Origin of the sequence: Methanolobus vulcani, assembly GCF_900100715.1 — an archaeon.
In the GTDB taxonomy this organism is placed as follows: domain Archaea; phylum Halobacteriota; class Methanosarcinia; order Methanosarcinales; family Methanosarcinaceae; genus Methanolobus; species Methanolobus vulcani.
Genome location: NZ_FNCA01000016.1, coordinates 1 through 25,546, shown reverse-complemented (window position 1 = coordinate 25,546; position 25,546 = coordinate 1). Strand labels below are relative to the sequence as shown.

The following is a 25,546-nucleotide window of genomic DNA, read 5'->3' as shown; positions in this document are numbered from 1 at the left end:
TCGATGATGACCATTGTGTCAGCACCATTCTCGACCATTTTCTGAGCGTAAGCAACACAGAAATCGGTTGTGAACTCCATGAGTGCAAGGCCGAAGGCTTCGTCTGTGAAGATAGCCATGAACCACTCATCACCGTTGATGTGCTGTGCGAGTGAGAAAGGACCTATCATGCTTCCCATGATCGGGAGTTCTTCACCGTATTTATCTGCAAGTATCTTGATAGCATCGCATACAACACCGATTCTTCCGTGATCAAGGTTGTAGCCCTTGAGTTTCTCGATATCTTCTAATGTTTTTACTACATGACCTACTACGGATGGTTGCTGCTCCTTTGTTCCGGCCTTGATCTCACAGCCGAAGAACTCGGCTTCCGCAGTAATGTCAAAAGGCACACGTACAGCCTCAAAACCAACTACTGTGTGACCTGCTTCGGCAAGTGTTGCCATTTTTTCTGCATCGCTGTTAGCCTCTGGCCAGAATGCACCACAGGCTTCCATCTGCTCAACAGTGCCTGTCTGGGTAACACAGACAGCAGGCATCCTGTCAACAGATTGACCGGTGAGTGCACGGGATAATCTCTCTTTGGGGGTATATTCGGACATAGATTCAATCTCCTTATTGTGATTATTCCCAAATCTGCCACACATGCATATATATTTTTCTATTGCCCATAGGTAAATTTATATAGAATGGATGAAAAACCACGCCTGGAAAGAGATAAATAGAAGAAAGAGGAGCCTTTTCAGGAATTACAGCAAGTAAAAGAACTAAAAATAAATAAGGTAACTTGATTGTGTTTTTGAAAAAAAGAAACTTAATTATGCCCTATCAAAAAGATCAATACATATATGATATATTTAGATTATATCGAAAATCAGGCAGGATTTCAAGCCGGCACATTTAGCACAAAATATAAATATTAGTTATTAGAGGCGGGCAAGTTGAAGAGAGAAAGAAACACATAAAAGTAACCCTCCTTCAGAGAGAAATAATGTAATTACATTTCCAGCCTCAATTCTGATGCATATAATATTTGCTACAAAATATGTAATGAAAACAAAATAAACCATAAGAAAAACAATAACAATTGACACTGCAATTAGATCTATATTCATATATACTCAAGTTATATGCGAAAATATAAATAATAGGAACTATTCTTATTTTATGTCTATAAAAGTAGAGATCCAACTACTGCTATATTGACAATTTTATTCTTTCGGAGGAGAATAGTCATGCAAAACATTTACAAGTACCTCAAATATGCAATCGGAGGGGAAAAACGCACAGAAAGAGAGCATGACATCAAGGTATTCAAAAAAACAGAGGAATTGGCTCTCAAATACGGTATCGAATATGATCCTAAGATTTTTGTTCCTGATGATCTTGAAATGGCAGATGCTGTCTTTGAAGCAGGAATTGAGCTCCTGCACTCTGTTGGAATATTCTGCAGAAGCACCCAGAGAATAATCGATATTGATGAGGAGGACATCCTCAAGGCACTTAACACCACAAATCCGCTTGAGATCGGCAGACTCAAGGAAAAAGTAGTGGTACCACAACGTTATCCCATGGTATCATTTCCACCTGTGATCATTGGCGGACCTATGGGAGGAAGCGTATCTGAGGAGAATTTTCTTTACATAAACTTAAGCTCTGTTCAGGAAAATGTTGTGCAGGGAATTTACAGTGGAGCCATGAAACAATTTGGTGGAGAATACATTCATCCAAAAAGCCCACTTGAAATGCTGGCAGTTCTAAAGGCAGCACGAAATGAAAGACTGGCAACGAAAATAGCCGGAAGGGAAGGACTTGCCCTTATGGGACCAAGTACACCTACACTTACAACATCATCCTTACTTGTCTCATCAGACGAACTCTATTCAAGCGCCGACCCACAGGAAGTATACATGGACGACCTTAAAGTGGATTACGAAACACTTTCTAAATGTATATATCACCAGGAGCACGGCAACCATTATATCTCAGGCCAGGTGCCTGTCTTTGGCGGACCATGTATCGGCTCACCTGAAGGACTTGCAATAATAGACGTTGCTGAAACACTTCAATCCAAAGTGCTTGCACACTCCAGCATACATGCATCAGGTGCAGTCCATGCCGACACCGGATCATCCTCAGCCAGGGAGATAATGTGGGCATCGAATTTATCATCACTTGCTATTTCCAGGAATATGAACTATTATACTGCAAGATACTACTGGAACTCAGCCGGAATATGCACTGATATGATGTTCTACGAGACTGCTGCACAGGCAATTGGCGATACTGTTTGCGGAAGGAATATGCTTCTTGGACCAAGCGGTCGCCTTGGAAGTGTTCCTGACCATTCTTCTGGTCTTGAATCCCGCTTCATGGGTGAAATGGCACAGATGGCAACTCACCTGACACTTTCAGAGGCAAACACTCTTGTAGCCAAAATATATTCTAAATACGCCGACCGCCTCAAGACTCCTCCCGAAGGCAAACCTTTCGGCAAGTGCTATAACATACGCTCCGAATACGATATGGAACCCACCGAGGAATACCTGTCACTCTACAGGAAGATATCTTATGAGATCATGGGCGATATTCCAGGAGAGCCTGTTTAGAGAAAGATATTATGAATACTTTGAAGACCATTCTGTGAGAGAGTTCAATTTTGCAATGGTTCTCTTATGATTTTGAAGTCCATATTCACCATAAATAGTCAAAATTTCTTCTTCAGAATTTAAATAATGATACCATCCAAATGTATTGAGATGAGTGAACCATTTTTTGAGCATTCCATATAGCTCATTGTCAATTTGCAAATACAAATAATCCCTTATAAGGCTATTAAATTCACCATCATTAAGAATTACTAACAATGCCTTTTTGCTACAATACTTTTTCTTAGCCCAGGATGTTGCCAATCTTAAAGCATATTGACTCGAAGAAGCTTCCTCCTCTTTAGAATCTACAAAATCAAATAAGCACCTAAAAGGATTAAACTTCAACAGTAAATATTGATATTCAAGATCAAAATGATTCAAAGAATTCTTTTGATAAATAACATTGTTATCAAAATTTGAAACTAAGAATTTAAAATAGCCCTCAAACTCAAATGAACCTTCATACCATGATTTCACAGGAATACAAGAATATATGTCCCACAGCAAATCTCTAAATTCCACTTTAGTTTTGGTGAGTTTAATTGTTATAGAATCTATTTCTCTTTCAATAGCATTTTTCTGGAAAACTAAATCCTTTAGAAACAATCTTTGATTTATATTTTCAACCAACATTTGATTAGTAGTAATAGTTTTACAGATACCGCTATTAATCACAATTTCAATTAGGTTGCAATAAAGACCTTCATTAAAACATGTTTCAAGTTCATCAAAATCAGAATCCTTGTTGACATGAACTTTAATCACATCTATGCAATTATCTTCGTAATATTTCGTTTTGTCTTCGGAATCTTCATGCGTGTAAACTACCTCGATTGCTCTAAATAATTTATTATTTTGGAAAAGAGAAACATCAGGTACGTAGGAATTATCAATTTTCTTTTCTGGTATCACACAATCAATACCTTCTAAAACAGAATAAGAACTTTCTTTGTAAAATGGCATTAGAGTATGATTTGGATTAAAACAATCTTTAGGATATAGTCCATATGGGATTGCATCGTAAAGAATGCATTTTTCCGCATTTAACTGCTGCTTTGGACAAACTAATTTCAATACAAAATCAGAACCTTCCTGACATTTTGCATCTAAAAACTTGCTTATAAAACATTTAGTATTGTAATGTAATGAAGATTCACCACTATGGTCTGCTTCTTCATGATGAACAAAGTGATGTTCTCTTTTTGGTTCTTCCTTTTGATTTCTTGGATACATCTCCTTTCCGCATGTTATGCAAAAATAAGGATTTTGAGGGATTGCATCCTCTATATAAACGATATTCTTTTTTTCATCGAAAGCATATACATATTGAACCAAACAAATCAAACCTACAAGCAATTATTTTACATATATTGCAAATGATTTGATATAAGTTTACTACAAGCAAAGTGAAAGTATTAAGCAATCTTCAAGAATTACCACAAAAAAGCAATGTGAGCCAGCGATAAACACGCTGGCTCGTTGGGAAGTGATAAACTACGTTATCACAGGGATTCATTCATCTTAAAAAGTAAGTCCGAACTCTTCGAGCTTCTTGCGTGCACCGTCGTAGACCTTCATGTACTCGTCAGTTGGTGTTACGGTAGCTACATCGTAACATTCCTGGAAAGTCTTACCCTCTGGTGCATTTGCATAGTTGCCTTCGTATGAGCTGACAAGAGCGTCAAGGATCTTGTTAACCTCAGAAATATCCATTCCAGAGGTTGCCCTTGCGACTTCTCCCATCATCCTTGCTTCCATACCTGTAGTCTTGTCCTGGACAACACCCTTTGCAGCTGCAACACCGGAGAGGATCTCACGGCCTGATGCTGTGTCAGTTATAGACTGAGCGGATGCTTCAAGGAGACACATCTCGGTACATGGACCTGCACATGGGTAATACTGGTTACCGGAGATAATGTCTGTGAATTCGGAGATAGTTGCACATGTCCATCCTGCAATCATGAGGGTCTCACGGGTGTTTGTGGATCCCCAGCGGATGTGGACAGGACCGTCAAGGTGCCAGCTTGCATTGCTCATTACAAATGCATTGATGTGGGTTGCGATATCAACGATAGCAGTTTCTTCTATGCCACCGGCATAGCCACCAAATATAGGCATCTGTTCGTCCATAATTATGTCACTGTTACCCTGATAGTGTGCCATTACACTGATAGCATCAAGGTCGATCTTAAGCTCATTGAGCTGTGATACTTCGTGACTGTCGCTGCAGACCTGGCCACCGACGCAGTCTGAAGCGATATTTCCCTGAGCGGACAGGGAAGTCTCTGGTCCCTATATGCCCATGCCTGGCCTTCCGGCCATTGCGGCTGCATTCTTAATGAGCCTTGTCTCTGTCTTTGCTGCAAGAACCTCGTATGGGCTCTTTGGAATTGGTGGCTTGCCACGGACTGTCATCATGACACCATTGACAATTGTGTCGACTTCCTTCTCAAGAGCATAGCTCATGTGAACAGGCATAAACATGTCTTCAGAAATTGGTGAACCTGTTGGACCACCCTGTACGATTGGCTTTCTCTTGTCACCAACGCTTCTCTTCTGGACCCTTACAGCGTCTCTGCCGGTACCGAGTGTGAATTCCTTCTGGACGTTGTTAAGAGCATCCCAGATCTCTGCTTCTGTGTATTTTACTACACGGGATGTGTCGGTACAGAAGATACCACATTCAAGGAGCATCTCGAAACCTGCTTTGAAGAGGTTTTCCATCATGTCCTTGTCGGTTGGTACGAATTCGTTCTTGAAGTCAAGGTTGTATTTCTGTTTGAGCTCCATTGCCTTCATTGGGATTGTCATGAGGTCCCAGTCATCCTGGGTCATCTTCTCTCCCTTCTTTGCACGCTCATAGAATTCAAAACAATCAAGTGATCTTGCGAATGTCATATTATGTGCCTCCTTACTGCATGAGGTTAAGTGCTACACGAGCTGCGTCTGCTGCATTCTCTGCGGTTGCATCTGCTCCGATCTCTGCGATCCATGCGTCAGATACCGGTGCTCCACCGAACATGATCTTGACAGAGTCTCTGAGACCCTCTTCTACGAGCATGGATACTGTGTCCTTCTGACCGAGCATTGAGGTTGTCATGAGTGCTGAACCGACGAGCAGGAGTTTCTTGCCCTTGTTCTTTGCAACTTCCTCAGAGATCTTGTCGTTTGGTACATCTACACCCATGTCAACTATCTTGAAACCGTTTGCTTCAAGCATGGTTGTTACAAGACGGTGACCGATATCGTGAATGTCGCCTTCCTGCACGTAGGTGATTGCAAGACCTACACCTTCATCATCTGCTCCTTTTTCTTCTGCAAGTATAGGTACCAGAATTTCCATTGCAGCATTCATTGCCTTTGCAGACATCATAATCTGTGGAAGATAGACCTCTGCTGCCTCGAATTTGTCTCCGATTATCTTCATACCTGGTGAAAGACCATCGTTTATGATCTCAACTGCTGTCATACCGGCATCCAGGGCTTCCTGGGTCGCTGCGGCACAGCCATTAATGTTCTGAGTGACAATTGTGTCCCTGAGTTTGTCTAACATTTCCTGATTTGACATATTTAGCCTCCAAAATGTATTTCCGTTTTTTATTTGTGAAAAAATGGTAAGCGAAAAGAAATGAGTTCCACTAACAGTAGAACCCAGATCAATTTACCAAAAATATTTACTTCAACTGTCCCCTGAATTTGTTACAGCTGTTGATGTTGATATCAAGAAGCTTCTCGATGTTCATCTTTGCTGCAATTCCCTTTGGAGCACCTGCAACTGAAGTGACGACCCCTATACCAAGCTCTTCTCTCAGTTCCCTCATTACATATTCGTCACTGAGGTCATCTGTAGTTACGTCGAGTTTCTTTGCAACGTAATCCTTTGCTTCTCCAACTCTCATGCTCTTTGACAGCTCCATTCTGGCAACAAGGTCACCAGCAGCTCTGATTCCGCTCATACCGGAGGTCATTATGTGGGAGATCGGCATACCCATCGGGTCGCCGACCCCTATCTATATACCATCCACGCCAGCAATTTCGACCATCGCCTTGCTGGCTCTTGATACAGCATCAATAGTTGGGGTTTCAAGCATTGGGATACCACCGACACCCATTCCCATATTCACATGACATGGGATAGTGGAAGCTTTAACAGCTGCTTTAATGAATGTAACAGCTCTTCCCAGGTTCCATGCTGCACTCTTGCTGGTGTTTGTGTTGACTACAGGACCGAAAACGTTTGCTCCTGCCTTTGCAGCAAGTGCTGCCTGCTCGTGTGGCCAGAGACCTGCGAGGGTAGTACCATCGTACTCAAGCTCACCGTGCATACCGAGCATGAGTTCTCCTGCCATACCTGCTTCAATGTATATGTCAGGGAACTGTTTTCTCAGTGCTTCAATTGCGTGGAGTGATGCGTACATGTCACCGTCGCCTGCTGCACCGATTGTGTCAAAGTTGACACCGTCAGAACCGGATGCCATCATTCTCTGCATGATCCAGATAATGTCTCTAGTAAGGTGTTTTGCAGAGTGTTCCATGGACTCTCTTGCCTCATCGATCTTAAATGCCTTCATAAGATCTCCAGGGTTCTCAAATGGTCCGTCTGGTGTGTAGTAAAGACCCATGTTTGGCATTGCACCGTAGAGCAGTGGGACAATAGTGTTCTGCTGGCAGACTTCCATTGTCTGCATTTCCTGTGCAATCACTGGCTTTGCTGGCTTGAAACTGTAGTCGATGTGGCCGAGTTCCATTGTGTCAGCACCGAATGCTCTCTCGTGCATCATTACACCGACGAGCCTGCTGGATGGAATGCCTACTCCACTGTTACCCTGGTCACCATCTATTCTGATGGTTCCGATATCGTGGGTTACAGGTACTTCCTTGCCAATCTCGACTCCTACCATCCTTGAAGGCATGGTAAGGATCTCTACGAGCTTGTCGAGCTCATCTTCACTAAGATCTGGAATACTTCCAAGATCTGCAGCATCTGCCATACCTTCCTTAAGGTCAGCAATGATCTGCTCCTTTGTCATGAAAACGCGCTTTCCGTCACCCATTCTCAATTTATATTCTGTTGCCATGATTATACCTCGCTTAAAGCAAAAGTTCCTTAGCTTTTACAACAGCTTCACTTGCATTTTCTGCATAGCAGTCAGCACCGATCTTCTCAGCCCATGCCTGGGTTGCAGGAGCACCGCCGACCATTACCTTGATGTTGTCTCTCATGCCCTGTTCCTTGAGCATCTCAATGACATCCTTCTGTCCCTGGAGAGTAGTTGTCATAAGTGCTGAAAGACCGACCATATCTGCGTTTGTCTCTTTTATCTTGTCAATGAAGTCCTGGAGTGGAACATCTCTTCCGATGTCGTGGACTTCAAAACCAGCAGACTGGAGCATGGTTGATACAATTGACTTTCCGATATCGTGGACATCGCCTTCAACGGTACCGTTTACGATTATACCGAGTTTCTTGCTTACAGCATCTTTTGGCATATCTGCTTCAAGGAGCTTGACTCCTTCTTCCATTGCGCCTGCTGCCATCATTACGTGAGGAAGGAATAATTTACCTCTCTCAAAAAGGACACCTACTTCGTTCATTCCTGCTGCAAGACCCTTCTCAATGATCTCTGGTGCAGGGATGCCTTCGCCCTTTGCCTTTTCAACAGCTGCTGTTACAACATCTTTCTTACATGTGACAACAGCATCTGCGAGTTCTTTGAACATTTCTTCATTGCTCATTTGTACACCTCAATATTTTTGTTAGTTTTGATAATTTTTACTTTGTTTTGGTTTGAAGTTGGGGTATAACCTGAAGGTTAATCTCCATAGCAAAACGATAGATATATAAGTTACCTTAAAATACACTATTTAAATGTTACTCATGCATCTTCATAGCATCTAGTATATATATTTTTCTACCATATTGACTTACAGAACCTTCAGGGAATGACTAAATAAATATGAACAGAAGCAGATCCATTACATTCATGACCATGGGATAACAGCCTGTAACTTCACTGCATCTGTCTACTCAACTGATCACAGATTTTTCAAGTTCCTCCTTTAGAACTGTGAAACGAATGTTCTTGCCTGCCAGAGTGCCACTAATGCTACTATAAGGATGGCAACCATCCACAAAACATCAGCAGCTGGCAGAGGTGAGTTCACCCAGTAAGCATTGTAAGCTTCCATTGCAGCTTGTGTCTGTACCATTATTATCACTCCTTATACGTACATCAAACAGGCATCTGCAGCCCTTATTTTTCCGAAATCTGTCAATTCATACTTGTGCAGAAGGAAACCTTTCTTGTAGATCCCTTCTTCATCGACCTTGACCTCAACATCTTTCAACATTCCACCTGATGCAAGTTCAATGATATCGAAGTTGATGGAATCCCTCTGGAAATTACCTTTAAGGCCATACTCTTTCTGGATTTGCTCTACAATCTCATAGTTCCATTTTCCACCGTTGCACAACTCAAGTATCCTGAATTTTATAGGACGATTACCTACCATTTCAGTCACCTCTCAAAGATTCCATTTCACCTGTGTCCTCAGAGAACATGATAGAACTACCAGCAAGACAAAGAGCACCACCCAGAAGAATGGTCCATGCAGGGACATCTCCGAAGAAAAGGAAGATGAATATTACAGCGAACAGACCGTACAGGTTACCGATACCCTGGCCCCTTCCAACACCAATAAGTGGGAAGGACTTATACCATGACACGTAACAGAAACCAAAGGTAATACCTGCAAATACCAATACCATAAGAGTGAGTGGTTCGAATGCCATGAATGCGTACTTGAACATAGGGAAGCCAACGATTGCCAGTATAGGAACTATAATTATCCACCAGATGATGTTCTCACCGAGGAACCTCAGTGTCAGACCAACATCAGGCTCTGCAATATCAAGACCCTTTCCTGCGATTGCACCTTCTATACCCCAACCGGCTGCTGCCATGAGACCACCAAGGTAGCCAATCCATGCAACGTTTCCGCTTCCTAGTTCAGTAATCAGTCCACCGCCGAATATGGTGATACCACCTAGAATAATGAAAGCAATACCTAGATAAGCTCTCTTTGATATTTTCTCACCATACCATTTCTGGGCAAGGACAGAACCTACAACAGGATACATAAGAGCTGCAACAGCTGCAAAAGCACCGCCAACAAAACCCATTGCGATAAAAGAACCCAGAATGGCCATAGGACCACCGAAAATAGATGCCATGAAGAACCATTTTGAACATGGATGGAATTCTTTCACTGTTCTCTTCATCTCACCGAACTTACCAAGCACACCGTTCCAGACGGCAAGTGCCACAATAACTGTTAACGCATTAAATGCCGTAATTAGCACTGCTACTATAATAAGTGCCACACCATCGCCACTTCCCGCAGCGATCTCACCGTACATCTCATCGAATGGATTAAGTACCCATACTGTTGTACCGGGGATATACCACAAACCCCATAGAACCGCACAGAAAAGAGCCCACATATAGCCATACTTGACCCTCTTCTGGTGTTCTTGCTTTTTTAAAGCTTTTAAATCCAAAGTCAATACCTCCAATTTCAAACCTTCTAAAGTGACATGCCAGCACATGACATGTTGATGATTCCAGACTTTTCTGGAAACTAATATTTGTAAAAGATGAAAATATGCAGCACCGATCAGCTGCAGTCAACATCTTTATGATGTGCTGTTTGACGGAAAAGTCATATTCCTTCAGCACCAATTATATGAAGACAATAAGTGCAAAGATTGTCTTCAGATTGTGAGGAGGTATGCCTAGTACATCCTCACAACTTCGTATTTTGTTTTAGTTTTGCTTTCAGAACATAGCATTAAGCTTGGAAACCACATCTGTAGCATTTTCGCCGTAGATGTCTGCTCCGATCTTTGTTGCCCAGTCCTGGGTTACAGGTGCACCGCCAACCATTGTCTTAACGGTATCGCGAATTCCTGCTTCCTTGAGCTGTTCTTCGATCTGTATCTGGCTGACCATTGTTGTGGTCATCAGAGCGGATGAACCGACTACATTAGCCTTGTTTGCTTTCACAGCTTCTACATACTTGCCGATTGCAACGTCTCTTCCAAGGTCTACAACCTTGAAACCTGCGATCTTAAGCATGGTTGCAACAATGTCCTTACCGATTGAGTGAATATCTCCCTCGATGGTACCGATGACGACTGTTCCTTTGCTTGCTGTTTCTGCGCCCTTTGCTTCAAGAGCTGGTGTAAGTACAGCTACTCCTGCACTCATTGCCTCAGATGCTGCAATGACGTGTGGAAGGAAGACAGTACCTGCCTCGAACTGGTCACCTACTTCATTCATAGCTGCAGTGAAACCGTCCTGAATAAGATCTACTGGATCTACATCTGCATCAAGACCTTCCTGTGCTGCTTCTGCTGCTGCTTCTTCATCGAAATCTAAAATTGCTGCTTTTGCTTTTGCAATAATCTCTTCTTTTGTTGCCATTTTTAAACCTCCTGTTTACATGCTGGCTCTGAAAGCCTTGTCAGCCTTCTCCACTACTGCCTGCATGTCCTTGAGCAGGTCAGCGTCAATTGGTTGGACTTCATGGTTCTTCATGATGTCAACGACTTTTTCATGAGCAACCGTTGCGATGTCCTTAGAACCTGCCATTTCCCAGTCTCCGAACATGAGTCTGTCAATGATCATTGGGCTGGATGGGAGGTCGATGTTCTGTCTTGTTGTCTTGTGTGCAAGGAAGTTGTTTCCAATACCAACCTGGTCAATGGAGTCAACTGCCAATGTCTCCTCGGTTACAGGGATTCCCTGCATTGCCTTCTTTGTCATGGAGATCATATCATTGTCAAGAACGAGCTGTTCGAGTGAGAATGTCATACCGAGCTCAAGCATACCTGCTCCGTACAGGGTGTTTGCACCTGCGAAGGATGGAAGAATTGTTGTCATTGTCTTCTCATGACCAGCCTGGCCATCAGGTATCTTGGCATCTGCCTACGAACCAGCAACGAATGTTGGCAGACCGTAGTACTGACCGAGTTTTGCAACAGCTGCACTGATAAGTCCAAGTTCTGGTGAACCTACTGGTGCTGTTCCTTTCTTAAGATCGAATGTTGTGGTGGAGCTACCATACCATACTGGTGCACCTGGCTGGACCAGCTGTGCCAGAACGATACCTGAGAGTACCTCTGCGTTGTGTGTAACGAGTGTACCTGCAAGGTGTACTGGTGATGATCCTCCTGCCATTGCCATACTGAGTACGTTTACAGGTGTTCCGAACCTTGCACCCTTTATGATGACCTGACATGCATTGACACTAAGTTCAAGTGGGCTTGTTGGACAGAGAAGTGTTGAGAAAATTGGCTTCTTGCGTGCTTCCTCATCGTCGCCACCATAGTATGCTGTTGCGATCTGCTGGTAGTAATCTACATTCTCGCCTACAGGGTCGATGTGGTGGAAGTGCTTTGTTGTGTTCATCAGAGGGGTCAGGGTCTCGTGTACATCCTGTGCACCCTTGCCTGCCCAGTCCCTTGCGGAAACTGCAAGTGAGTAGTAGTCGATGTTTTCTGCCCAGTCACAGATCTTTGCTGTGTCTGCAAGATCCTTTTCTGTTGAGTCAACTGTTGTGTACTTGCCTGGTCCTTCGTAGTTGCACATCTTGACACCGGTACCGAAACAGGTCCAGTGTACCTTTCCTTTGTGTTCCTGCTTTGTGTTGTGCTTCTTGTCACGTCCCCAGAGAACGAACTTTGATGGACAGTCACGAAGTGCCCTGTTAACTACATATTCAGGGATCTTTACTACCATTGTCTTTTCATCAACTAAACAGCCACCCTCTTTGAAGATTGCTCTAGCTTCAGCGTCTGATACCTGGATACCAGTGTTTATGAAAACATCCATTGTAGCATAGTGAAGTGCTCTGAGATCATCTTCTGAGAAGAGCTCCAGAGTTACACCGTCTAATGGACGTCTACCTGGGTAATAGTGGTTTACCATTTTCTTAGCCTCCAATTTGAATTATGTATCCGGAATACCTCCACGATATTCCGAAGGATTGAACCTGCCTTGTAGCAGTTTGTTCCTGATTCATAGGTAGAATATGCTTGTATATAAGCTTTTCTTATTAATCTAGTATTTATATTTTGCTATTGAGCAGATTTAAGAAGTGATATATAAAGATAACTAAACACAGAAATTAGATCAAAATAATAAAACCAGCTATAGCATTCGATTTATCATAAACTGATAAATTAAAGCTTTTTCATAAAAATGAATTAGATTCTTTCATGTATATGTACTTTTTGATGAGCCCCCATTTCGAACACATATTTAAGTATTTCTATTTTGGATATATTCTGCTGAAAATTATCTGGAACATAACAAGAAAAACCCATTAAATTTCAGGATAACTAACCCATTCTAATATAGTGACTGAAAGCAATACTATATAGTTGTTTCTAGTCGCTAATACCAACACATTATGCCATTAGCCATAATTACAGCTATTGATGCCGATTTTTTAGTTAACAGCGTTAATCAATGGAGCACAAAATATATATAATATCGTTTTGGAAATTCCACACAAATAACACAAAAAGATAAGGAGTTCATAAATATGAGTTATAGTCTTGGCATAGATGCAGGAGGAACATATACAGATGCAGTCCTCCTTGATGATGAAAATGAAACTATAATCGAGTCAAGTAAATCACTTACCAGCTATCCTGATCCACTTGAAGGAATCCGCGGAGCAATTGATGGACTTGATCCTGACAGGCTCAGAGAAGTAAAAGTAGTTTCAGTATCGACCACCCTTTCAACCAACAGTATTCTTGAAGGAACAGGATCACCTGTGGCGCTTATACTCATCGGGAACTTCGATATCAAAGAAGAACTTCCAACTAAGCACTATTTGCAGGTTAAAGGAGGGCACGACCATAATGGAATAGAAACAAATCCTCTGGACACTGAATCCATAAAAGATTTTGTCCTGAAGGTAAAAAATAAAGTCTCAGCTTTTGCAATCTCATCATATTTCAGTGTCAGAAACCATGATCATGAACTCTGTGCCAAGGACATAATTACAGAACTCACCGGCCTTCCTGCTATCTGCAGTTATGAACTCTCACAGGACCTCGGTGCATTTGAAAGAGCGGTCACAGCATTCTTAAACGCCCAACTGATACCTGTAACTGAGAGATTCATGACAACAGTTGAAGCTGAGATCAAGTCAAGAGGAATAGATGCTAAGGTATTCATGCTCAAATGTGACGGCTCTGTTATTGGAATACAAAGCGCTCTGAAAAAACCTATCGAATCCATATTTTCAGGTCCTGCCGGAAGTCTTGTTGGAGCATCATTCCTTGCAAAAAGCGAGTCATGTGCAGTTATTGATGTTGGTGGAACCAGCACAGACATCTCAGTCATCTACAACGGTGTACCGGAAATGAGCGATGCAGGTGCTGTTGTAGGCGGATGGAAAACAAGAGTCAAAGCCATAAAAATGGAAACTTCAGCCATGGGAGGAGACAGCCACGTCTGGGTCAAGGGAAAAGATGTCAACATTGGCCCAAGGAGAGTTATCCCCCTATGCAGGGCTGCTGTACTCTATCCTGATTTCCTTGAGCAGCTCAAAGCAAATCCAATCCCATCAAAAATGAGACTTGGAATAAATTATCAGCCAACCAAGTTCTATCTCAGAACTGATTATGAGGCAATAGAAGCAAGTTCAGAAGAAATGGAAGTTCTTGAAGCCGTTAAAAAGGGACCAACATCAACAACCGAGATTTTTAATCGTATAAAGAAATACCCTGCAAGCAAGATATTTGACAGCCTTATCCAGAAAAGACTGCTGCAACCAATCGGATTTACACTGACAGATGCACTCCATGTGCTTGAAGAATATACAGAAAGAAATGTGGAGGCAGCCAACATCGGTGCGGATATGCTTGGTTCTATTGTTGATATGGACAGGCATGAGTTTGCCAGATATATCAAGAGAGAATTTGCAAAGAACATGGCATGTGACCTCGTTTCATTCTTCCTTGACGGAGTAGAGAAATCAGAGATCAGGAAGATATTCGACATCCAGTCGCCTGCAAAATTCAAGATAGAAGTTCCTGTTGTTCTAATAGGAGGACCTGTGAGCGCTTTTGTTAATGAGATGCAGGAAATACTTGATGCAGAGATAATCCTTCCTGAATATTCCAGCGTCGGAAATGCTGCCGGTGCGCTTGCTGCAAAAGGGATCAGAAGATTTGAAGTACTTATAAGACCAGCATCAATGGCGGCTCCTGACTGGGAATTCCTTGTGTTCTCCGAACACGGAAGAAGCAATTTCTATGAGTACCAGGAAGCTCTGGACTATGCGGTCAATCTAGGAGAAACTACTGTGCTGAATTATATGAAGGATGCAGGACTTGATTCCAATCACATTAAAATAGATGTTAAAAAGGAAGAAATCATCCCACAGGGCTGGAAAACTCCAATGGAAACAAAGTTAGTGATCCTTGGGGTCGGCAATAGAAATACAGAACCGGAGTGCTGTTAAATTCCTGACTCTGGTTCTTTTATAAGAGAAGAAATTGATATGAGGACATCCTGTCCTCCCCAGTCTCCTATTGTGAATTTGGATTTTACCGGAACGAGTATGCCTTCCTTACTTATCAATGGTATCTCGGAAGTAGAGGTCTTGCCTGCCATGATCTCATCGAGAGTTGAAAGTACATCGTCTTCCCAGCCTTCAGGATAAAGCATAAGGAAATCTTTCATTTCAAGATCGTTCACCTTATAATTTAGAGTATCAGTCAGTGAAGAATTCACATGGAGAATGCTTCCCTGCAGATCCATGATAAAAACCATTTCATCAAGTACGTTCAGAAGTGAAGTCATATGATTTTTGCTTTTCTGCAAGCCTGAATCCTTCTTCATTCGGGAGATCACTATTCCAACCTGGTTTGCAATAGTTTCTATAAGATTTCTTGAACTTGCAGGGATCTCAAGTTCTGAATGGGATCCAAGTACCATGGCTGCGACCAGTTCTTCATTGTGTTTTATAGGAATGAAGGCCATTGCCTGCAAGCCTTCATAGTCAAGCTTTGCTGCTGGCAGCATCATGTTGATCTCGGTGAAATATTTGTAGACAGGGAAGCCTGTTGTAAACATGCGGGCCATAAGAGTATTAGGCTTAAAATGAGAAAGGGAGTCCATAAAACTTTGAGAAAGTCCACGATACGAGACAGCATCAAACTCACCGGTGTGTTTATCCACCACATACATAATTCCTGAATCAATGGATTTAGCTTCAATTGTAAAATCGAGGAGCCTGTCAAATGTATCTTCAAGACTTCCGGTATCTCCAAGGACATTATCAAGGTCACATTCCACACGCATGAAATTATTAGCCTGCTTGCGTTCGGTTATGTCAACAATGATACCTTGCAGATAATCTACCATGCCTCTCTGATCATAATGAAGCAGGGTCCTTTCATCAACCCACCTTACATCACCGGATTTTGTAAGGATCCTGTATTCCTGGCTAAAATCCGAGAAACCCTCACGTGAGGCTCTGTCAACCTCATTCCTGACCCTCTGTAGATCAGAAGGATGAATGATATCTCCATAGATTATCTTGCCTGTTATGAAATCATTAACAGTATAACCAAACTGCTCTATGTTGTCTGATACGAACTCTACAGGCCAATCCTGCTCCGGTTTCCATAAGAAAACAATAGCAGGACTTGAACTCATGATGGATTCCAGAACCCTGCGCATCCTCAATGCTTCATAAAGGATCTCAGTGGTCTGCTTGTACTGTACAAGTTTCCACATCCCTTCCATTAGAAGAGTGAGTTGCCTGACATCAGATTCATCATAATCGCTTTTTTTGTTGGCTACACCTGCAACGGCAACTATCTGATCATTATCAAACACAGGAATAGTTATATGACGGACCAGTTTCTCTTTTGTTCCGGGATATATCTCATCTATACGCTCTGTTTCGTAGTCCCTGTTCACAATAACTGCTTTACGTACCCTTATAGCCTCGCCCCAGAAACCTGTAGAGCGAACCGGGTGTACAAATGGTTCTTCTGAATAATAATTATGGGAATCATAAGGCCAATGATATGTTTCAAGAACATTCTCATCCTCATTGAGGAATTCAAGGTATCCGATTTTACTATTTGTAAGATTCACCGCTTTTTCGATGGCGTATTCCGCAATTTCACTCATTGGGGAATCCTGCATCTGATAAAGCTTCAGTAGAGCTTCAAGACGCATTTCGTTGAGATTGATGATCTCCTGAGCCTTTTTGCTCATTTCAAGGTCTTCCATGATTCCAACACCACCTATCAGTGAACCATCATTGTCCAGAACAGGTGTGAAACTGGCTTTTACAAAAAGTTTCTTTCCGCTTATGGCAGAGTGATATTCACCTTCATAGTAACCGGAGTTTCCAAGAAAAACAAGATCAACAGCACTTTTCAGGTTTTCATCATTAAGTGAGGAGAGCACACTAAAGCCTGCTATCTTCTTTACGGGTGCCCCTATTATGTCTGAAAATGCTTTGTTGCAGTGAGTGATTATTCCGTTCTCATCAAAATAGATGATACCAACGGGTGAGCTTTCAAAGATGACCTGGTACTTCTTTCCGGTTTCCAGCAACTCACGCTCGGTTTTCTCAAGTTCTGTGTTGTCAATGATTATACCCTGGAAATGAGTGATTGCACCATTTTCATCTCTTTTGATGAAAGACCTCTCAGTCACCCAGCGAACCTCACCATCTTTAGTTAGAACACGATAATTAAGAGAAAAATATGAAGTATTCTTTTTTTCAGAGTGCTTTTTTACTTCTAAATGGATCCTGTCAAGATCATCAGGATGAACTATATCCCCATAGAGCAGTTTTCCTGAAAGGAAATCCTCAGGAGAATAACCAAGACGTGTAATGTTACCTGAGACTGATTCCACAGGCCACTCACCTTCTGCCTTCCATAAGAAAGAGATGACAGGACTGCTGTTGTAAACAGCTTCCAGTTTTTTATCAATAATGATAGAAGTAGATGTGTTTTCTTCCCTGGCCTTGGTCTTTCCTGGTCTGTTAGTTGAAATGTTCATCACCCCTGAACTTGCATTCATATTTTTTAGATAATAGCACTTGCGGAATGTCCCAGTGACCAACCTTAAATCCAGCACATAGAATCTCTGTTAATCACTGTATTTTACAGAGGAAGTATTTTTCGAGTATATAATATTAACGGTTACAAGTGTAGATACATATTACATAAAAGTTATGACTGAAACAAGAAATACAGCGCATAAGTGAGTCTCCTATATAAAAGATTAAAGAAAATATTCTGAGTTAGAATATTTGAGAAATAAAAACATAACAAAATATAAATAATAGTGATTTTAAGCCAATTTTGTAAATATGAAAGAGAATAAATGCTGAAACCTTTTCTGAAAAGATAAAAAATCAGTATTATTCAAGGATAAAACTCTTTTGCATCAAAGCTGCACATTTTAACTATATATAACTTTCTAATGCCATTTAAGCATCCAAATCGCAGAATCTGTAGAGAAAAACACAATCAATAGAGATATTATTATGTAAAAAGCAAAAATATGTTTCTAAGATGATACCAATAAATATAAATAAGGGATTAACCATACTAAGATTTAGAGATAAAACAACTTGCCTTGATTAAAATGGGTCTATATCATGGCTGAAATCTCAGAGGAAATTCTACTACCTCCTTCAATTGCTCCTCTGTTTTTCTCCACAAAAACAGAATGGAGCAAGAATTTCCTGCAAATTGATTTGTTTTTTGAGGTCAAAAAATGCCTTCATTAAAAAGAACCATCTACCCGACGTTTGTTATTACAAGCTAGGAGGTTCTCTGATGTACAGTCTTGGAATAGATGCCGGAGGCACCTACACTGATGCAGTACTTATCAGAGACTCGGACGGAAAGATACTGGATTCCAATAAATCACTTACAACTTATCCAGACCTGTTAACAGGTATCAGGAATACCCTGGACGGACTGGACGAGCAGTATCTGAAAAATGTACATTATGTATCCGTTTCTACAACCCTTGCTACTAATAGTGTCCTGGAAAAAACAGGCTATCCTGTGGCACTCATTCTTGCAAATAATACAGACATCCCCAACAGGTCAAAAATAGAGCATTTTACTCTTGTTAGTGGTGGACATAACAGTGCCGGAAACGAAGTTTGCACACTTGATCTGGATTCTGTCCGTGATTTTGTTCTAAAAGTTAAAGACAAGGTCTCTGCATTTGCAGTTTCATCATATTTCAGCGTGCGTAACCCCGACCATGAACTGAGGATCAAAGAGGTGATCACTGAACTAACCGGACTTCCAGTAGTCTGCGGACACGAGTTATCACAGGACCTAGGTGCATACGAAAGAGGGGTTACGGCATATCTCAATGCCAGACTTATACCAATTTCCAGTCATTTCATGGAAGCCGTCAGTTCAGAAATGAAAAGAAGAGACATTGAAGCAAAACTTATGATGCTCAAATGTGATGGCTCGGTCGTAGGCATCACTGAAGCCCTGAAAAGACCAATAGAATCTGTATTCTCAGGACCTGCTGCAAGTCTTGTGGGAGCGGCTTTCCTTTCAAAAAGAGAGAATTGTACTGTAATAGATGTTGGAGGAACCAGTACCGATGTATCCCTTATACACCGTGGAGTTCCTGAACTCAGTGAATCCGGTGCCATAGTTGGTGGCTGGCAGACAAAGGTCAAGGCAATACGCATGGAAACATCCGCAATGGGTGGTGACAGCCATGTTTGGGTGAGGAACCATTTGACAAACATTGGTCCTCGAAGGGTCATCCCTCTCTGCCTTGCTGCTATGGAATATCCGGAGATCACTGAAAAACTGAAACAGAATCAGGTGATCCTTCGCAACCAGATTGGAGAGAATCTTCAGCCAACGAAGTTCTTTATCAGGTCTGGACTTGAGGCTTCTGATATAAACCCTGCTGAAGAGGAACTGCTCTTAAGAATAAAAGACAGACCACTTACAGTAAGCGAAATTTACTGGAACGAGAAAAGACTTCCAAATCCAGGAACCCTTGACCTGCTGGTACAAAAGCGACTCATCAAAGCAATTGGTTTTACTCCCACCGATGCACTTCATGTGCTTGGAGAATATACCCGATGGAACAGAGAAGCATCAGTTCTTGGAGCTGGCATTCTGGCTGGACTTTCCGGAACTGAAGAAAAAGAGTTTTGTCTCGGGATAAAAAAAGAAGTTGCAATTAACATGGCACTGAACCTGATCTCATTCCTGCTTGAAAATGTCAGCAGGGAAGAGATAGAAAAAGTGCTCAGAGGAAAGTTCTTTGCAGAATTTAAGGTTGATCTTCCAGTGGTTCTTCTTGGTGGCCCTGTGAAAGCCTATGAAAAGGAACTTGGTGAATTCATAGACGCAGAGATAATCCTGCCAGAATATTGTGATGTGGGAAATGCTGTTGGAGCAGTAGCAGGAAAAGGTGCCAGAAAACTGGAAGTTCTTATTAAGGCAAATTACACCGAATCGAAATACAATCTTAAAACATCTTCTTTTATTACTTTCTTCCCGGGAGGCAGGGAAGAATTCGCATCATATCATGAAGCGCTGGAATTCGGAGAAGAGATCGGCAGCAAGCTCATAATGAACTACATGAGTGATGCAGGTCTGGACACCACCGATGTCAGCATCGAGATGCATCGCAATGATATAGTTACACATGAAGGCGGACTTCCTGTGGAAACAAGACTCACTTTTTCCGGCATTGGAGAAGTCGGAGAAAGCAGGAAAATGGAGGTAGATTAATGCATTACAGTCTTGGAATAGATGCCGGTGGAACATACACCGACGCAGTCATTGTCAGGGATTCTGACAGAAAGGTTATTGATTCCAACAAAGCTCTTACAACATATCCTGATCTTTTAACGGGAATAGAAAATGCAATCGGCGGACTTGACAGCAAGTATCTGCCTGATGTCAAACTTGTTTCAGTATCAACAACCCTCGCAACAAACACAATACTTGAAAAAACCGGCTATCCGGTTGCTCTTATACTCATAGGAAAACACACACTTCCTTCAAATATACCCATAGAGGATTTCATTGTTGTAAAAGGTGGACACAACGTAGCAGGACTGGAAGATGATATCCTGGATATTGAAGCTGTCAGGGAATATGCACTGAAAGTCAAAGACAGGGTTTCCGCTTTTGCAGTATCCTCATATTTCAGCATTCGTAATCCTGAACATGAGCTAAAAGTGAGAGATCTGATTTCGGAACTCACAGGACTTCCCATAGTCTGCGGACACGAACTGTCACGGGACCTTGGAGCATACGAAAGGGGAGTTACAGCTTACCTGAACGCACAACTGCTGCCAATTGCTGACCAGTTCATCCATGCAATTCAGACTGATATCAGCAAGCGTGGTATTGATGCAAAGCTCATGATGCTCAAATGTGATGGCTCAGTAATTGGCATCCATGAAGCCATGGAAAAACCTATTGAATCTATATTTTCGGGACCTGCTGCAAGTCTTATGGGTGCTTCATTTCTTTCAGGAAATGATACCTGTGCAGTTATCGATGTTGGAGGGACCAGCACAGATGTCTCGTTGAACTACAGCGGATTTCCTGAACTTGTGGATACAGGAGCTGTGGTTGGTGGCTGGCACACAAAAGTGAAGGCTATACGGATGGAAACATCCGCAATGGGTGGAGACAGTCATGTGTGGATCAAGAGCCGCAATATCAATATCGGACCACGCAGGGTAGTTCCACTCTGTCTGGCTGCTATAAAGTATCCGGGATTTATGGAAATGTTAAAATCTGGCAGGACTCCTTCAAGAATTCAGCTTGCTGAAAATGTTCAGCCAACCAAGTTCTTTGTAAGAACCGGAAAAGAAGCCAAAAATCTTAGTTCATTCGAAAAGGAGCTCCTGGAAATAATACAATTTGAGCCTGTTTCCCTGAACGATATATTCTGGAAGATCGGCAAGCCAATATCTCCGGATAGTGTTGATTCACTGATACAGAAAAGACTGGTTCAGGCAATCGGATTTACTCCAACCGATTCTCTCCATGTGCTTGGAGAATACACAAAATGGGACCGTGAAGCTTCAGTTATTGGTGCTAAGATCCTTGCAAGACTTACACCAATGGATGAGATTGAACTTTGCATGCATATCAAAAAGGAAGTTGCGATCAATATGGCACTGGACCTTATGAGTTTCATGTATAAAGGAGTTTCAAAAACCGAGATCGAGAAGATGATACGTGGTGATTTCCTATCACAGTTTAAAGTGAATGTCCCGGTGGTGCTTCTTGGCGGACCTGTAAGTTGCTATGTTGAAGAACTGAACAGGCTTATTGTCGCCGATATTATTGTCCCTGAACATGCCGATGTTGGAAATGCTGTCGGAGCCCTTGTAGGCAAAGGTGTCAAGAGCATAGAGATACTTGTTAAATCATTTTACAAAAAGACCGAAAGAAGCATTTTGATGTTTTCTCCAGTGGAAAGAAGGGAGTTCCCAACTTATTCAGAAGCTCTGGAATACGCAACCGAGCACGGGAAAAAACTGATACTTGACTATATGCAGGAATCTGACATGAAGCCTGAAAATGTGAGTATTGACATTAAAAGAGAAGACATCACAATGGCAGATGGTGATGATGGTACCCCTATAGAAACTAAGCTGATTTTCCTTGGTACCGGATTGCCGGAAAAAGATAGCTAATATCAATGATATTTTAATGTTTCGTTGTAATCATCATAATAGAAAACAAAAACAGCATCTGTAACATAGTTGAAACTTCCCGAAGAAAGAATGGACAATAAATATAAATACCATTAACCCTAATTAGAGACTAGATTCAATCAACCATCATGGAAATCAGATCAGGTTGATCGAATGGACTCTAAATCCGTTCAGTCGGGTTAAATTCCCGAGGTTTCCGCCATATGTGTTTCATTGTGTGACCGGAGTCACATAATGACAAAATCTTTTTTCTTTTGTTTATGACACTATAGCCAGCAGCTTTTAGCATCATTCCAGCTGGAAAAATGTCCTGAAAACCTCTATGGAATCAAGGAAATCCTGTTTACCCATTAACTCTCTGGTTGAATGCATTGCCAGCATTGGAACTCCTACATCAACCACATGAACAGGCAGATATTTGCTAAGGATTGGACCAAGAGTTGTTCCGCCTCTCTGATCGGAATGATTCACAAATTTCTGATAATTAACACCGGCTTTGTCACACAATTGCTGGAAAGCAGCAATTGTTTCAACTTCTGAAGCATAGGAACGATTGCCACTGATCTTAATTGTTATACCTTTGTTCATCACAGGCTTGTTGGTAATATCGTTCTTTTCACCGTAATTTGGATGTAATCCGTGAGCTCCATCTGCCGAAATAACAAAGTAATCCTTCATCTGACATATTGGTCTTTGCTCTATCCCCACATGGATCTTTTCCAGAATTGTGCTCAAAAGTACAGAATCAGCACCCTGTTTTGTCATGGAACCGATCTCTTCATTGTCCATGAATGCTGCTATATTGATTCCGCCTTTATTTTCTGAGGACACAATAGCTTCCATTACAGCATACACCATGGAAAGATCATCTATTCTCGGACAGGATATGAATTCTCCTTTTGCTCCAACCAACACGCCTTCCTCACAACAATAGACGCTCAGGTCCATATCCAGAATATCTTCTGCATTTACACCTGCTTCCTTTGCAACCAGATCAAGGAGATAATTGTCCTTGACCTCATCTTCGATCAACTGGGTCAGAAGAGGCTGCATTTCCTTTTGCACCTTGATCTCCACCCCTTTATTTGCTTCGCGATTCATATGGATAGCCAGGTTTGGAATAGTAAGTATTGGCCTCTGGAGATCCAGGTGAATCACTTTGGGTTTCAATACTTCATCAGACTTTACAGCTATTCTGCCAGCAATGGATAATGGACGGTCGAACCATGTATTGAGAATCGGACCTCCGTAGCGTTCCACATTGAGTGTAAGCATTCCTTCACTGCTCACTTCCGGATTTGGTTTGATCCGGAATGCTGGATTATCAGTGTGAGCAGCAATGATCCTCATACCTTTTGCGAGGGTTTCACTGCTTCCAATGGTAAAAGCGATGATCATGGAAGGATAAGGTGACAGCCAGTATTTTCCTGATGCTGACAGATTCCACTGCTCATTCAGATCCAGTTTTGAAAAGCCTTCAGCACCCAGACGTTCCATTATAGTATCCACAGTCTGAGCAGGTGTTGTTGCCTTTTTCATAAAACCGAAAAAACCACTGATATAATCCTTTGAATCATCCATAATTACCACTTAACAGAATCTTTTCTTTTATCTTGTCATTATTAGTAGATAATATATTAGTAGAGATCAGGCTCTGAGAATCCTGCTGATATAGGCGACACAAACATTGCTCTTTTTTATTTCCACAAAAACAATTGGCAAACTAAAACCAAAATAACTATCCGCCGAAGGCGGCACATTCCAACCCTCTTTACAGAAGAAAATTGCATTTATACTGAGAATTCTATAGAAGACATGCGAAGAAAGTACTCCAATGCAATATGTCAATTATTTAGTACTTTTTTGTGGGAAAACGCCGGCTTCGCCGGACCCTTCGGGATCACTCAAGTTATTCATGACTACGATAGATCAGTTTGGAAACTGATAACAACGTAACTATCTACTGCATATTATTAAAGCTCATAAAAAAAGGAAAAGTTTCTCCGGAGAAGTAGTGCAATTCATCAGAGGGATTCAGCCCGAAGAATAGCGACTTTGGAATTGTTTTCTTAATTGTTTCAATATTTGTGACTCTTCGCCACTTCAATCATTGCCTGGAGATTGACGGTTGGTGTCTTGCTTACAGTACCACATCCCGGTGCAAGCAGATCGATACCCGCATCAATGACCTTTTGTGATTGTTCCCTGATAGTTTCAGGTGTCTGGTTCCAGAGCATGTTCACAGGGTCGAGGTTTCCTACAATGACAGCTTTTTCAACATTAGCGACTGCTGCTGCTGCATCAACATTCTGGTCAACACTGATAGCATCTACACCGGATGATTCCATGAGGGCAAGACCCTGGGTTGTGTCACCACATATGTGAAGAACTACAGGCACGTTGACTTCGTGCATTGCATCGATGATCTTTTTGTGGAAAGGAACTACGAATTTTTCGTAGAATTCAGCACCAATGAGCTGGTAACTTGCTGTTGGGTCGATGATGACCATTGTGTCAGCACCATTCTCGACCATTTTCTGAGCGTAAGCAACACAGAAATCGGTTGTGAACTCCATGAGTGCAAGGCCGAAGGCTTCGTCTGTGAAGATAGCCATGAACCACTCATCACCGTTGATGTGCTGTGCGAGTGAGAAAGGACCTATCATGCTTCCCATGATCGGGAGTTCTTCACCGTATTTATCTGCAAGTATCTTGATAGCATCGCATACAACACCGATTCTTCCGTGATCAAGGTTGTAGCCCTTGAGTTTCTCGATATCTTCTAATGTTTTTACTACATGACCTACTACGGATGGTTGCTGCTCCTTTGTTCCGGCCTTGATCTCACAGCCGAAGAACTCGGCTTCCGCAGTAATGTCAAAAGGCACACGTACAGCCTCAAAACCAACTACTGTGTGACCTGCTTCGGCAAGTGTTGCCATTTTTTCTGCATCGCTGTTAGCCTCTGGCCAGAATGCACCACAGGCTTCCATCTGCTCAACAGTGCCTGTCTGGGTAACACAGACAGCAGGCATCCTGTCAACAGATTGACCGGTGAGTGCACGGGATAATCTCTCTTTGGGGGTATATTCGGACAT

15 protein-coding genes and 3 pseudogenes are annotated in these 25,546 nt (G+C 42.0%); 4 read left to right on the top strand and 14 right to left on the bottom strand.

Annotated elements, in window-relative coordinates; all coding sequences use genetic code 11:
* Positions 1–602: MtaA/CmuA family methyltransferase (locus tag BLP52_RS14210; protein WP_154717903.1), on the bottom strand; the 602-nt coding region annotated here is incomplete at its 3' end.
* A gap of 633 nt (positions 603–1,235) precedes the next feature.
* Here BLP52_RS14210 and BLP52_RS14200 point away from each other — a divergent pair.
* Complete coding sequence (locus tag BLP52_RS14200; protein WP_091711140.1) at positions 1,236–2,609, top strand: monomethylamine:corrinoid methyltransferase; 1,374 nt, start codon at positions 1,236–1,238, stop codon at positions 2,607–2,609.
* 9 nt (positions 2,610–2,618) lie between these two features.
* On the opposite strand, the gene BLP52_RS14195 is transcribed toward BLP52_RS14200, so the two are convergent.
* The 10 genes and pseudogenes from BLP52_RS14195 to mttB form a co-directional block, all read right to left on the bottom strand.
* Positions 2,619–3,986, bottom strand: coding sequence for a competence protein CoiA family protein (locus BLP52_RS14195; protein WP_091711139.1), 1,368 nt, complete (start codon positions 3,984–3,986; stop codon positions 2,619–2,621).
* A gap of 186 nt (positions 3,987–4,172) precedes the next feature.
* Positions 4,173–5,549 (bottom strand): annotated as a pseudogene (locus BLP52_RS14190) (monomethylamine:corrinoid methyltransferase).
* 13 nt (positions 5,550–5,562) lie between these two features.
* Positions 5,563–6,219 (bottom strand): methyltransferase cognate corrinoid protein, encoded by a 657-nt coding sequence (locus BLP52_RS14185; RefSeq protein WP_091711138.1) that lies wholly within the window; start codon positions 6,217–6,219, stop codon positions 5,563–5,565.
* A 106-nt stretch (positions 6,220–6,325) separates the two neighbouring features.
* Positions 6,326–7,729 (bottom strand): annotated as a pseudogene (mtbB, locus tag BLP52_RS14180) ([dimethylamine--corrinoid protein] Co-methyltransferase).
* A gap of 13 nt (positions 7,730–7,742) precedes the next feature.
* Positions 7,743–8,387, bottom strand: a complete 645-nt coding sequence (gene mtbC / locus BLP52_RS14175; protein ID WP_091711137.1) for a dimethylamine corrinoid protein MtbC — start codon at positions 8,385–8,387, stop codon at positions 7,743–7,745.
* Between the two features lie 324 nt (positions 8,388–8,711).
* Complete coding sequence (locus BLP52_RS14625; protein ID WP_023845250.1) at positions 8,712–8,861, bottom strand: hypothetical protein; 150 nt, start codon at positions 8,859–8,861, stop codon at positions 8,712–8,714.
* A gap of 12 nt (positions 8,862–8,873) precedes the next feature.
* Entirely contained in the window at positions 8,874–9,164 is a 291-nt protein-coding gene (locus BLP52_RS14170; RefSeq protein ID WP_091711136.1) for a hypothetical protein, read from the bottom strand.
* Position 9,165: 1 nt separating this feature from the next.
* Positions 9,166–10,212, bottom strand: a complete 1,047-nt coding sequence (locus BLP52_RS14165) for a DMT family transporter (RefSeq protein ID WP_091711135.1) — start codon at positions 10,210–10,212, stop codon at positions 9,166–9,168.
* Positions 10,213–10,489: 277 nt separating this feature from the next.
* Complete coding sequence (locus BLP52_RS14160; RefSeq protein WP_091711134.1) at positions 10,490–11,137, bottom strand: cobalamin B12-binding domain-containing protein; 648 nt, start codon at positions 11,135–11,137, stop codon at positions 10,490–10,492.
* 15 nt (positions 11,138–11,152) lie between these two features.
* A pseudogene (gene mttB, locus BLP52_RS14155) lies at positions 11,153–12,643 on the bottom strand ([trimethylamine--corrinoid protein] Co-methyltransferase).
* Positions 12,644–13,262: 619 nt separating this feature from the next.
* Between mttB and BLP52_RS14150 the strand changes: the two are divergent.
* Positions 13,263–15,197, top strand: coding sequence for a hydantoinase/oxoprolinase N-terminal domain-containing protein (locus tag BLP52_RS14150; RefSeq protein ID WP_091711133.1), 1,935 nt, complete (start codon positions 13,263–13,265; stop codon positions 15,195–15,197).
* On the opposite strand, the gene BLP52_RS14145 is transcribed toward BLP52_RS14150, so the two are convergent.
* Positions 15,194–17,764 (bottom strand): PAS domain S-box protein, encoded by a 2,571-nt coding sequence (locus BLP52_RS14145; protein WP_091711143.1) that lies wholly within the window; start codon positions 17,762–17,764, stop codon positions 15,194–15,196. The two genes, BLP52_RS14150 and BLP52_RS14145, sit on opposite strands and share 4 nt — an antisense overlap.
* 782 nt (positions 17,765–18,546) lie before the next feature.
* On the opposite strand from BLP52_RS14145, the gene BLP52_RS14140 reads away from it, so the two are divergent.
* On the top strand, positions 18,547–20,499 hold the full coding sequence (locus BLP52_RS14140) for a hydantoinase/oxoprolinase N-terminal domain-containing protein (protein ID WP_091711142.1): 1,953 nt from the start codon (positions 18,547–18,549) through the stop codon (positions 20,497–20,499).
* On the top strand, positions 20,499–22,427 hold the full coding sequence (locus BLP52_RS14135) for a hydantoinase/oxoprolinase N-terminal domain-containing protein (RefSeq protein WP_091711132.1): 1,929 nt from the start codon (positions 20,499–20,501) through the stop codon (positions 22,425–22,427). Before BLP52_RS14140 ends, BLP52_RS14135 begins: the two co-directional genes overlap by 1 nt.
* Positions 22,428–22,736: 309 nt before the next feature.
* Here the strand turns inward: BLP52_RS14135 and BLP52_RS14130 are convergent, their stop codons facing one another.
* Both BLP52_RS14130 and mtbA read right to left on the bottom strand, forming a co-directional pair.
* Entirely contained in the window at positions 22,737–24,029 is a 1,293-nt protein-coding gene (locus BLP52_RS14130; protein ID WP_091711131.1) for a M18 family aminopeptidase, read from the bottom strand.
* A gap of 497 nt (positions 24,030–24,526) precedes the next feature.
* Positions 24,527–25,546, bottom strand: a 1,020-nt coding sequence (gene mtbA, locus BLP52_RS14125; RefSeq protein ID WP_091711130.1) for a methylcobamide:CoM methyltransferase MtbA, incomplete at its 5' end; no start/stop codon positions are given.

Excerpts from the sequence above, each read along its gene's own strand:
- BLP52_RS14200 (WP_091711140.1), top strand. The coding sequence starts at position 1,236 with ATGCAAAACATTTACAAGTACCTCAAATATGCAATCGGAGGGGAAAAA.
- BLP52_RS14185 (WP_091711138.1), bottom strand. The coding sequence starts at position 6,219 with ATGTCAAATCAGGAAATGTTAGACAAACTCAGGGACACAATTGTCACT.
- mtbC (WP_091711137.1), bottom strand. The coding sequence starts at position 8,387 with ATGAGCAATGAAGAAATGTTCAAAGAACTCGCAGATGCTGTTGTCACA.
- BLP52_RS14625 (WP_023845250.1), bottom strand. The coding sequence starts at position 8,861 with ATGGTACAGACACAAGCTGCAATGGAAGCTTACAATGCTTACTGGGTG.
- BLP52_RS14170 (WP_091711136.1), bottom strand. The coding sequence starts at position 9,164 with ATGGTAGGTAATCGTCCTATAAAATTCAGGATACTTGAGTTGTGCAAC.
- BLP52_RS14160 (WP_091711134.1), bottom strand. The coding sequence starts at position 11,137 with ATGGCAACAAAAGAAGAGATTATTGCAAAAGCAAAAGCAGCAATTTTA.
- BLP52_RS14150 (WP_091711133.1), top strand. The coding sequence starts at position 13,263 with ATGAGTTATAGTCTTGGCATAGATGCAGGAGGAACATATACAGATGCA.
- BLP52_RS14145 (WP_091711143.1), bottom strand. The coding sequence starts at position 17,764 with ATGAACATTTCAACTAACAGACCAGGAAAGACCAAGGCCAGGGAAGAA.
- BLP52_RS14135 (WP_091711132.1), top strand. The coding sequence starts at position 20,499 with ATGCATTACAGTCTTGGAATAGATGCCGGTGGAACATACACCGACGCA.
- BLP52_RS14130 (WP_091711131.1), bottom strand. The coding sequence starts at position 24,029 with ATGGATGATTCAAAGGATTATATCAGTGGTTTTTTCGGTTTTATGAAA.